1 protein-coding gene is annotated in these 657 nt (G+C 33.5%); it reads left to right on the forward strand.

The annotated features are described in order from the left end of the window. A partial coding sequence (locus ACQV2P_RS08670; RefSeq protein WP_428894897.1) for a fasciclin domain-containing protein occupies positions 1-533 on the forward strand: 533 nt, incomplete at its 5' end. Positions 534-657: the final 124 nt, after the last annotated feature.

A 657-nucleotide genomic window follows, 5' to 3' on the forward strand; every position in this document is an offset into this window, starting at 1 on the left:
AAGAAGAAAGTACCAAAGAAATAAGCTCTAAAAAAGAGAGTTCTAAAGAAGAAAGTACCAAAGAAATAAGTTCTAAAGAAGACATACATAAACAAAAGGATATTGTTGCCACCCTTCAAGATAATGATGATTTCAGTATTTTAGCGGCTGCTTTTGAAAAAACTAATTTAGTTGAAATCTTACAAGAAAACGAACCATATACCCTCTTCGCCCCAACGGATGAAGCTTTTGAGCAATTATTAGAAGAGCTTGATATCACGGAGCAAGAGCTACTAACACAGCCTGATCTTAATAAACTATTAACTTATCACCTGGTGGCTAGTAAAATTTTGGCTGAAGATTTAAAAGACGGAAAATCTGTTGAAACTGTTAATGGAGAAAAAGTGGCCTTCGATTTTTCAGAAGACGAGCCGATGATCAGTGAATCGATGATTACTTCTACCGATTTAGAAGTTTCCAATGGAGTTATTCATATCATTGACACAGTTTTAATTCCTAAAGACTTCGAGTTACAAAAAATGGATACTAAATAAGCTAGGCAAAGCTTTTCTTACTTTCTATTAACGTCAAAGAGGCTGAATAAATAAAGTTCTATAATAAATAGGGTGGATGGAAGAAAAAAACACTTCCTTCCATCCTATTTTTTGCTACACAAAA

The organism is Facklamia sp. P12932, from assembly GCF_050409545.1.
Lineage (GTDB): Bacteria > Bacillota > Bacilli > Lactobacillales > Aerococcaceae > Facklamia.